Source organism: Pseudomonas sp. NPDC087814 (assembly GCF_044742865.1).
Lineage (GTDB): Bacteria > Pseudomonadota > Gammaproteobacteria > Pseudomonadales > Pseudomonadaceae > Aquipseudomonas.
The window spans coordinates 1-8,950 of the sequence record NZ_JBIUVK010000090.1; the positions used below are offsets into that span (position 1 = coordinate 1).

The 8,950-nt window shown below is 62.7% G+C and carries 8 protein-coding genes; 4 read left to right on the plus strand and 4 right to left on the minus strand.

Annotated elements, in window-relative coordinates; all coding sequences use genetic code 11:
* Positions 1-203: 203 nt before the first annotated feature.
* Together ACIOMR_RS30460 and pdeM (ACIOMR_RS30465) are read left to right on the plus strand one after the other, a co-directional pair.
* Positions 204-2,681 (plus strand): ligase-associated DNA damage response DEXH box helicase, encoded by a 2,478-nt coding sequence (locus ACIOMR_RS30460; protein ID WP_401198112.1) that lies wholly within the window; start codon positions 204-206, stop codon positions 2,679-2,681.
* Complete coding sequence (pdeM, locus tag ACIOMR_RS30465) at positions 2,681-3,337, plus strand: ligase-associated DNA damage response endonuclease PdeM (RefSeq protein WP_003219271.1); 657 nt, start codon at positions 2,681-2,683, stop codon at positions 3,335-3,337. The genes ACIOMR_RS30460 and pdeM (ACIOMR_RS30465) overlap by 1 nt, the downstream gene beginning before the upstream one ends.
* A 31-nt stretch (positions 3,338-3,368) precedes the next feature.
* On the opposite strand, the gene ACIOMR_RS30470 is transcribed toward pdeM (ACIOMR_RS30465), so the two are convergent.
* Together ACIOMR_RS30470 and dcd (ACIOMR_RS30475) are read right to left on the minus strand one after the other, a co-directional pair.
* Positions 3,369-3,572, minus strand: a complete 204-nt coding sequence (locus ACIOMR_RS30470; protein WP_003219272.1) for a hypothetical protein — start codon at positions 3,570-3,572, stop codon at positions 3,369-3,371.
* Between the two features lie 107 nt (positions 3,573-3,679).
* Positions 3,680-4,246: a dCTP deaminase gene (gene dcd, locus ACIOMR_RS30475; protein ID WP_003219273.1), complete on the minus strand. Its 567-nt coding sequence runs from the start codon at positions 4,244-4,246 to the stop codon at positions 3,680-3,682.
* A 458-nt stretch (positions 4,247-4,704) separates the two neighbouring features.
* On the opposite strand from dcd (ACIOMR_RS30475), the gene dcd (ACIOMR_RS30480) reads away from it, so the two are divergent.
* Both dcd (ACIOMR_RS30480) and ACIOMR_RS30485 read left to right on the plus strand, forming a co-directional pair.
* Entirely contained in the window at positions 4,705-5,271 is a 567-nt protein-coding gene (gene dcd / locus ACIOMR_RS30480) for a dCTP deaminase (protein WP_003219273.1), read from the plus strand.
* A 107-nt stretch (positions 5,272-5,378) separates the two neighbouring features.
* A complete protein-coding gene (locus ACIOMR_RS30485; protein ID WP_003219272.1) occupies positions 5,379-5,582 on the plus strand; it encodes a hypothetical protein in 204 nt (67 codons plus the stop codon).
* A gap of 31 nt (positions 5,583-5,613) precedes the next feature.
* Here ACIOMR_RS30485 and pdeM (ACIOMR_RS30490) read toward each other — a convergent pair whose 3' ends face one another.
* On the minus strand, positions 5,614-6,270 hold the full coding sequence (pdeM, locus tag ACIOMR_RS30490; RefSeq protein WP_003219271.1) for a ligase-associated DNA damage response endonuclease PdeM: 657 nt from the start codon (positions 6,268-6,270) through the stop codon (positions 5,614-5,616).
* Positions 6,270-8,747 (minus strand): ligase-associated DNA damage response DEXH box helicase, encoded by a 2,478-nt coding sequence (locus tag ACIOMR_RS30495; RefSeq protein ID WP_401198112.1) that lies wholly within the window; start codon positions 8,745-8,747, stop codon positions 6,270-6,272. Before ACIOMR_RS30495 ends, pdeM (ACIOMR_RS30490) begins: the two co-directional genes overlap by 1 nt.
* Between the last annotated feature and the right edge of the window lie 203 nt (positions 8,748-8,950).

An 8,950-nucleotide genomic window follows, 5' to 3' on the forward strand; every position in this document is an offset into this window, starting at 1 on the left:
CGAGCCTAGGCGAGGCACCGAGTGGTGGGGCAAAGACCTTTTGGTTACTTTTGGGGCGTTTGCCAAAAGTGACCCGCTGTAAGAGCGGAACCATAGGCAGCCGTTACCTAAATAACGGATATACACCCCGCCCCAAAAAAAATCGCAGTTAAACCTTTCCCCCACCCCAAAGGTCTCTGAATTACCCCCCCAGAGCCCCAAGCATGGTCAAATCCCCCAACTTCGCCAAAGACTGGTTCACCGCCAAGGGCTGGAAACCGTTCGCCTTCCAAAAAGACGTATGGCACGCAGTCAAGGAAGGCCAGTCGGGACTGCTCCACGCCAGCACCGGCGCCGGGAAAACCTACGCCCTGTGGTTCGCCGCCCTCAACCGCTTCGCCATCACCGAAACCACACCCCGCAAACGCAAAGCCCCCGCCGAACCGCTGGCCGTCCTGTGGATCACCCCAATGCGCGCCCTGGCCGCCGACACCGCCCGCGCCCTTGAGGCCCCGCTCGAATCACTGAAAATCCCCTGGACCGTCGGCCTGCGCACCGGCGACACCAGCAGCAGCGAACGCGCCCGCCAAACCCGCCGTCTGCCCACCACCCTGATCACCACCCCGGAAAGCCTCACGCTGATGCTCGCCCGCGCCGACAGCCAGCCCAGCCTGTCGCACCTGCGCATGGTGGTAGTGGACGAATGGCACGAACTGATCGGCAACAAACGCGGCGTGCAATTGCAACTGGCCCTCGCCCGCCTGCGGCAATGGCACCCCGAGCTGATTGTGTGGGGCATTTCCGCAACCCTGGGTAATCAGGCCCACGCGTTGGAGGTGTTGATCCCACAAGGCGGCGGGATCAACGTCCAAGGCCAAACCACCAAACAGTTGCGAGTAGACACCCTGTTGCCACCGGTTATCGAGCGCTTTCCGTGGGCCGGCCATATCGGCCTGAAAATGCTCCCGCAAGTGGTGGCCGAAGTCGATGCCAGCAGCAGTTGCCTGGTGTTCACCAACACACGGGCACAATCGGAAATCTGGTACCAGGCCCTGCTCGACGCGCGCCCCGACTGGGCCGGAGTGATTGCCCTGCACCACGGCTCGCTGTCCCGGGAAACCCGGGACTGGGTGGAGCGAGCCCTGAAGGAGGGGCAACTGAAGGCCGTGGTGTGTACGTCGAGCCTGGACCTGGGGGTAGATTTCCTGCCGGTGGAACGGGTACTGCAGATTGGCTCCGCCAAGGGCGTAGCCCGGCTGATGCAGCGCGCAGGGCGCTCCGGCCACGCACCGGGCCGGCCTTCGCGGGTCACGCTGGTGCCAACCCACAGCCTGGAAATGGTGGAAGCCGCTGCCGCGCAGGACGCCATCGCTGAACGGCGCATAGAAGCGCGCCAGTCGCCTCACAAGCCGTTGGATGTGCTGGTGCAGCATCTGGTGAGCATGGCGCTGGGCGGCGGCTTTGTGCCGGATGAGCTGCTGGCGGAGGTGCGCACCGCGTGGGCCTATCGTGACCTGAGCGCAGCAGACTGGGCCTGGGCCCTGGGCTTCGTGCGCCATGGTGGCCTGTCGCTGACGGCCTACCCGGATTACCGCCGGGTCGAGCCGGACGAACACGGCATCTGGCGCGTCCCCGACGCACGCCTGGCGCGGCGCCATCGCATGAGCGTGGGTACGATCGTCAGCGACGCCAGCATCCAGCTGAAATTCTGGAGCAAAGGCGGCGGTGGCAAGACCCTGGGCAGTGTCGAGGAAGGCTTTATTGCACGACTTAAGCCAGGGGATGGTTTCCTGTTCGCCGGCCGCTTGCTGGAGTTGGTACGGGTGGAAAACATGACTGCTTATGTGAAGCGCAGCACCGCGAAAAAGGCTGCCGTGCCACGCTGGAATGGCGGGCGCATGCCTCTTTCCAACGAGCTGGCCCAGGCGGTGGTCGAGCGCTTTGATGCGGCTGCCCACGGTCACTATCTCGGCCCGGAGATGCAAGCGGTGCAACCCTTGCTGGAAACCCAGCTGCGCTGGTCCGGACTGCCGACCCGCGATCACTTGCTGGCCGAGGCCCTCAAGTCCCGGGAAGGCTGGCATCTGTTCCTGTATCCGTTTGCCGGGCGCCAGGTGCATCTGGGGCTGGCGAGCCTGCTGGCCTGGCGCGTCAGCCGGCGGCAGGCGGTGACGTTCTCGATTGCGGTCAATGACTATGGGCTGGAACTGCTGAGTGCCACCGAAGTGGATTGGCCTGAGTTATTGGGCGGCGAACTGCTGAGCGCGAATCATCTGCTGGATGACGTGGTAGCCAGCCTGAATGCCGGTGAGCTGGCCCTGCGACGTTTTCGCGAGATCGCGCGGATCGCCGGGCTGGTGTTCGCAGGCTATCCGGGCGCGCCGAAAAGTACGCGTCAGGTCCAGGCTTCCAGCGGTTTGTTCTTTGAAGTGTTCAAGCAATATGACCCGCAGAACCTGCTGCTGACCCAGGCCGGGGAAGAAGTCCTGCGGGATGAGCTGGATATTCGTCGCCTGGAAGAGACCTTGCGCCACCTGTCTGGGTTGAAGCTGGACCTGCATCGCATCAAACGGCCTACGCCGTTGGCCTTTCCGCTGCTGGTGGAACGTTTTCGGGAAAGCCTGAGCTCGGAAAAACTCTCGGAGCGGATTGCGCGGATGGTCAAGGATCTGGAAAAAGTCGCCGATAACGGGAAGCCCTGATGCCCGCTCATTACCCGATACATCTGGCGGAAGAAGCGCTGTGGTTGCTGGCGGACAAGGCGGTGTACTGGCCTGCGAGAAAGTGCCTGCTGATCGCCGACGCGCATTTTGGCAAGGCGTCGGCCTATCGCAGCCTGGGCCAGCCAGTGCCACAGGGCACGACGACGGCCAACCTGCAGCGCCTGGACCGGTTGTTGGCGGCTTTCCCCGGCGCGCAGGTGATCTTTCTCGGCGACTTTCTCCACGGGCCCGGCTCTCACGCCAGCGGCACCCTGAACGCCCTGAGAGCCTGGCGTGAGCGTCATGCAGGCGTGGCGCTCACGCTGATTCGCGGCAACCACGACAAACGCGCCGGCGACCCGCCTGGCGATCTGAATATTGAGGTGGTGACCGAACCCTTGCTGATGGGCCCGTTTGCCTTGCAGCACGAGCCCGACGCCCATGCCAGCCATCATGTGCTGGCCGGGCATGTGCATCCGGTGTATCGCCTGCGGGGCAAGGGCCGGCAAAGCTTGCGCCTGCCGTGCTTCCTGATCGGCAACCAAGTCAGCCTGCTACCGGCGTTCGGCGCTTTTACCGGGGGCTATTCAGTGACGCAGGAAGAAGGCAGCCGGATCTTCGTGATCGGAGACCAGGAAGTATGGCCAGTGCGTTGAGCAACTGACCATTGGCGACACGTGCAGGAAATCAAGCCACAGGGGCGGGAGGCGGTTCGTCAGGGAGAGTGGGTTCGCCAGGCTCTTCAGGCTGGTTGGGCCAGGGATCATCGGGACCTGGCTGGCCGGGAATGCCGCCTGCGGCGGGATCGGCCATCAAGGACCAGGCCATCACACCAATCTGGTTGGGTTCAAGCCGGGCGAGTTCGGCGCTGATTCGCGGATCGAGCTTCATAGGGGACTCCTCAAGCGTGGCCCGGCGCGTTGTGCACGCGTCGGGGCAGTACACCCAATAGAGTGCATGCCCGCTGACAAATTCCCTTAGCCTGTAAGACGATTCGATCAAGTGCGTGGGAGAGTGACGCCGCGCTGGCCCTGATACTTGCCGCCACGGTCCTTATAGGACACTTCGCACTCTTCGTCGGATTCGAAGAACAGCATCTGCGCCACGCCTTCGTTGGCGTAGATTTTTGCCGGCAAGGTGGTGGTGTTGGAGAACTCCAGGGTGACGTGCCCTTCCCATTCCGGCTCCAGCGGCGTCACGTTGACGATGATGCCGCAGCGCGCGTAGGTGCTTTTGCCCAGGCAGATAGTCAGGACATTACGCGGGATACGGAAGAATTCGACGGTGCGCGCCAGGGCAAAGGAGTTTGGCGGGATGATGCAGACGTCGCTCTTGACGTCGACGAAGCTTTTTTCGTCGAAGTTTTTCGGATCGACGGTTGCCGAGTTGATGTTGGTGAACACCTTGAACTCATCGGCGCAGCGTACGTCGTAGCCGTAGCTGGAAACCCCGAACGAGATCAGCCGCTCAGCGCCTTCGCCACGCATCTGGCGCTCCACGAAGGGCTCGATCATGCCGTGCTCTTGCGCCATGCGGCGAATCCACTTGTCCGATTTGATGCTCATGGCGGGTGTCCTGAATAGCGAGGTGAAAAAATTCTGTTGGGCATCTTACCGGGGCTGGCCCCGTGGTTCAAAGGGGCGGCTGTTTTTCTTGGCGCCGCGCAGCCCCTGCTGGGCGGGGCGCACCTTCAATCGTGGGGTGTTGGTGCGGTATCAGGGTGCCGCCAGTCACGAAAATAGAGAAACCTTCGGAAATACCATTGGCACGTTCCGGAAAAAGGGTTAAGGTGGCGCCACCTTAACCCTTTTTCCGGAACGTGCCAATGGTATTTCCGAAGGTTTCTCTATTTTCGTGACTGGCGGCACCCTGATACCGCACCAACACCCCACGATTGAAGGTGCGCCCCGCCCAGCAGGGGCTGCGCGGCGCCAAGAAAAACAGCCGCCCCTTTGAACCACGGGGCCAGCCCCGGTAAGATGCCCAACAGAATTTTTTCACCTCGCTATTCAGGACACCCGCCATGAGCATCAAATCGGACAAGTGGATTCGCCGCATGGCGCAAGAGCACGGCATGATCGAGCCCTTCGTGGAGCGCCAGATGCGTGGCGAAGGCGCTGAGCGGCTGATCTCGTTCGGGGTTTCCAGCTACGGCTACGACGTACGCTGCGCCGATGAGTTCAAGGTGTTCACCAACATCAACTCGGCAACCGTCGATCCGAAAAACTTCGACGAAAAAAGCTTCGTCGACGTCAAGAGCGACGTCTGCATCATCCCGCCAAACTCCTTTGCCCTGGCGCGCACCGTCGAATTCTTCCGTATCCCGCGTAATGTCCTGACTATCTGCCTGGGCAAAAGCACCTACGCGCGCTGCGGCATCATCGTCAACGTGACGCCGCTGGAGCCGGAATGGGAAGGGCACGTCACCCTGGAGTTCTCCAACACCACCACCTTGCCGGCAAAAATCTACGCCAACGAAGGCGTGGCGCAGATGCTGTTCTTCGAATCCGACGAAGAGTGCGAAGTGTCCTATAAGGACCGTGGCGGCAAGTATCAGGGCCAGCGCGGCGTCACTCTCCCACGCACTTGATCGAATCGTCTTACAGGCTAAGGGAATTTGTCAGCGGGCATGCACTCTATTGGGTGTACTGCCCCGACGCGTGCACAACGCGCCGGGCCACGCTTGAGGAGTCCCCTATGAAGCTCGATCCGCGAATCAGCGCCGAACTCGCCCGGCTTGAACCCAACCAGATTGGTGTGATGGCCTGGTCCTTGATGGCCGATCCCGCCGCAGGCGGCATTCCCGGCCAGCCAGGTCCCGATGATCCCTGGCCCAACCAGCCTGAAGAGCCTGGCGAACCCACTCTCCCTGACGAACCGCCTCCCGCCCCTGTGGCTTGATTTCCTGCACGTGTCGCCAATGGTCAGTTGCTCAACGCACTGGCCATACTTCCTGGTCTCCGATCACGAAGATCCGGCTGCCTTCTTCCTGCGTCACTGAATAGCCCCCGGTAAAAGCGCCGAACGCCGGTAGCAGGCTGACTTGGTTGCCGATCAGGAAGCACGGCAGGCGCAAGCTTTGCCGGCCCTTGCCCCGCAGGCGATACACCGGATGCACATGCCCGGCCAGCACATGATGGCTGGCATGGGCGTCGGGCTCGTGCTGCAAGGCAAACGGGCCCATCAGCAAGGGTTCGGTCACCACCTCAATATTCAGATCGCCAGGCGGGTCGCCGGCGCGTTTGTCGTGGTTGCCGCGAATCAGCGTGAGCGCCACGCCTGCATGACGCTCACGCCAGGCTCTCAGGGCGTTCAGGGTGCCGCTGGCGTGAGAGCCGGGCCCGTGGAGAAAGTCGCCGAGAAAGATCACCTGCGCGCCGGGGAAAGCCGCCAACAACCGGTCCAGGCGCTGCAGGTTGGCCGTCGTCGTGCCCTGTGGCACTGGCTGGCCCAGGCTGCGATAGGCCGACGCCTTGCCAAAATGCGCGTCGGCGATCAGCAGGCACTTTCTCGCAGGCCAGTACACCGCCTTGTCCGCCAGCAACCACAGCGCTTCTTCCGCCAGATGTATCGGGTAATGAGCGGGCATCAGGGCTTCCCGTTATCGGCGACTTTTTCCAGATCCTTGACCATCCGCGCAATCCGCTCCGAGAGTTTTTCCGAGCTCAGGCTTTCCCGAAAACGTTCCACCAGCAGCGGAAAGGCCAACGGCGTAGGCCGTTTGATGCGATGCAGGTCCAGCTTCAACCCAGACAGGTGGCGCAAGGTCTCTTCCAGGCGACGAATATCCAGCTCATCCCGCAGGACTTCTTCCCCGGCCTGGGTCAGCAGCAGGTTCTGCGGGTCATATTGCTTGAACACTTCAAAGAACAAACCGCTGGAAGCCTGGACCTGACGCGTACTTTTCGGCGCGCCCGGATAGCCTGCGAACACCAGCCCGGCGATCCGCGCGATCTCGCGAAAACGTCGCAGGGCCAGCTCACCGGCATTCAGGCTGGCTACCACGTCATCCAGCAGATGATTCGCGCTCAGCAGTTCGCCGCCCAATAACTCAGGCCAATCCACTTCGGTGGCACTCAGCAGTTCCAGCCCATAGTCATTGACCGCAATCGAGAACGTCACCGCCTGCCGCCGGCTGACGCGCCAGGCCAGCAGGCTCGCCAGCCCCAGATGCACCTGGCGCCCGGCAAACGGATACAGGAACAGATGCCAGCCTTCCCGGGACTTGAGGGCCTCGGCCAGCAAGTGATCGCGGGTCGGCAGTCCGGACCAGCGCAGCTGGGTTTCCAGCAAGGGTTGCACCGCTTGCATCTCCGGGCCGAGATAGTGACCGTGGGCAGCCGCATCAAAGCGCTCGACCACCGCCTGGGCCAGCTCGTTGGAAAGAGGCATGCGCCCGCCATTCCAGCGTGGCACGGCAGCCTTTTTCGCGGTGCTGCGCTTCACATAAGCAGTCATGTTTTCCACCCGTACCAACTCCAGCAAGCGGCCGGCGAACAGGAAACCATCCCCTGGCTTAAGTCGTGCAATAAAGCCTTCCTCGACACTGCCCAGGGTCTTGCCACCGCCGCCTTTGCTCCAGAATTTCAGCTGGATGCTGGCGTCGCTGACGATCGTACCCACGCTCATGCGATGGCGCCGCGCCAGGCGTGCGTCGGGGACGCGCCAGATGCCGTGTTCGTCCGGCTCGACCCGGCGGTAATCCGGGTAGGCCGTCAGCGACAGGCCACCATGGCGCACGAAGCCCAGGGCCCAGGCCCAGTCTGCTGCGCTCAGGTCACGATAGGCCCACGCGGTGCGCACCTCCGCCAGCAGCTCATCCGGCACAAAGCCGCCGCCCAGCGCCATGCTCACCAGATGCTGCACCAGCACATCCAACGGCTTGTGAGGCGACTGGCGCGCTTCTATGCGCCGTTCAGCGATGGCGTCCTGCGCGGCAGCGGCTTCCACCATTTCCAGGCTGTGGGTTGGCACCAGCGTGACCCGCGAAGGCCGGCCCGGTGCGTGGCCGGAGCGCCCTGCGCGCTGCATCAGCCGGGCTACGCCCTTGGCGGAGCCAATCTGCAGTACCCGTTCCACCGGCAGGAAATCTACCCCCAGGTCCAGGCTCGACGTACACACCACGGCCTTCAGTTGCCCCTCCTTCAGGGCTCGCTCCACCCAGTCCCGGGTTTCCCGGGACAGCGAGCCGTGGTGCAGGGCAATCACTCCGGCCCAGTCGGGGCGCGCGTCGAGCAGGGCCTGGTACCAGATTTCCGATTGTGCCCGTGTGTTGGTGAACACCAGGCAACTGCTGCTGGCATCGACTTCGGCCACCACTTGCGGGAGCATTTTCAGGCCGATATGGCCGGCCCACGGAAAGCGCTCGATAACCGGTGGCAACAGGGTGTCTACTCGCAACTGTTTGGTGGTTTGGCCTTGGACGTTGATCCCGCCGCCTTGTGGGATCAACACCTCCAACGCGTGGGCCTGATTACCCAGGGTTGCGGAAATGCCCCACACAATCAGCTCGGGGTGCCATTGCCGCAGGCGGGCGAGGGCCAGTTGCAATTGCACGCCGCGTTTGTTGCCGATCAGTTCGTGCCATTCGTCCACTACCACCATGCGCAGGTGCGACAGGCTGGGCTGGCTGTCGGCGCGGGCGAGCATCAGCGTGAGGCTTTCCGGGGTGGTGATCAGGGTGGTGGGCAGACGGCGGGTTTGGCGGGCGCGTTCGCTGCTGCTGGTGTCGCCGGTGCGCAGGCCGACGGTCCAGGGGATTTTCAGTGATTCGAGCGGGGCCTCAAGGGCGCGGGCGGTGTCGGCGGCCAGGGCGCGCATTGGGGTGATCCACAGGACGGCCAGCGGTTCGGCGGGGGCTTTGCGTTTGCGGGGTGTGGTTTCGGTGATGGCGAAGCGGTTGAGGGCGGCGAACCACAGGGCGTAGGTTTTCCCGGCGCCGGTGCTGGCGTGGAGCAGTCCCGACTGGCCTTCCTTGACTGCGTGCCATACGTCTTTTTGGAAGGCGAACGGTTTCCAGCCCTTGGCGGTGAACCAGTCTTTGGCGAAGTTGGGGGATTTGACCATGCTTGGGGCTCTGGGGGGGTAATTCAGAGACCTTTGGGGTGGGGGAAAGGTTTAACTGCGATTTTTTTTGGGGCGGGGTGTATATCCGTTATTTAGGTAACGGCTGCCTATGGTTCCGCTCTTACAGCGGGTCACTTTTGGCAAACGCCCCAAAAGTAACCAAAAGGTCTTTGCCCCACCACTCGGTGCCTCGCCTAGGCTCG

What these genes read in the sequence shown, in the direction of transcription:
- pdeM (WP_003219271.1), top strand. Translation starts at nt 2,681, where the DNA reads ATGCCCGCTCATTACCCGATACATCTGGCGGAAGAAGCGCTGTGGTTG.
- ACIOMR_RS30495 (WP_401198112.1), bottom strand. Translation starts at nt 8,747, where the DNA reads ATGGTCAAATCCCCCAACTTCGCCAAAGACTGGTTCACCGCCAAGGGC.
- pdeM (WP_003219271.1), bottom strand. Translation starts at nt 6,270, where the DNA reads ATGCCCGCTCATTACCCGATACATCTGGCGGAAGAAGCGCTGTGGTTG.
- dcd (WP_003219273.1), top strand. Translation starts at nt 4,705, where the DNA reads ATGAGCATCAAATCGGACAAGTGGATTCGCCGCATGGCGCAAGAGCAC.
- dcd (WP_003219273.1), bottom strand. Translation starts at nt 4,246, where the DNA reads ATGAGCATCAAATCGGACAAGTGGATTCGCCGCATGGCGCAAGAGCAC.
- ACIOMR_RS30470 (WP_003219272.1), bottom strand. Translation starts at nt 3,572, where the DNA reads ATGAAGCTCGATCCGCGAATCAGCGCCGAACTCGCCCGGCTTGAACCC.
- ACIOMR_RS30485 (WP_003219272.1), top strand. Translation starts at nt 5,379, where the DNA reads ATGAAGCTCGATCCGCGAATCAGCGCCGAACTCGCCCGGCTTGAACCC.
- ACIOMR_RS30460 (WP_401198112.1), top strand. Translation starts at nt 204, where the DNA reads ATGGTCAAATCCCCCAACTTCGCCAAAGACTGGTTCACCGCCAAGGGC.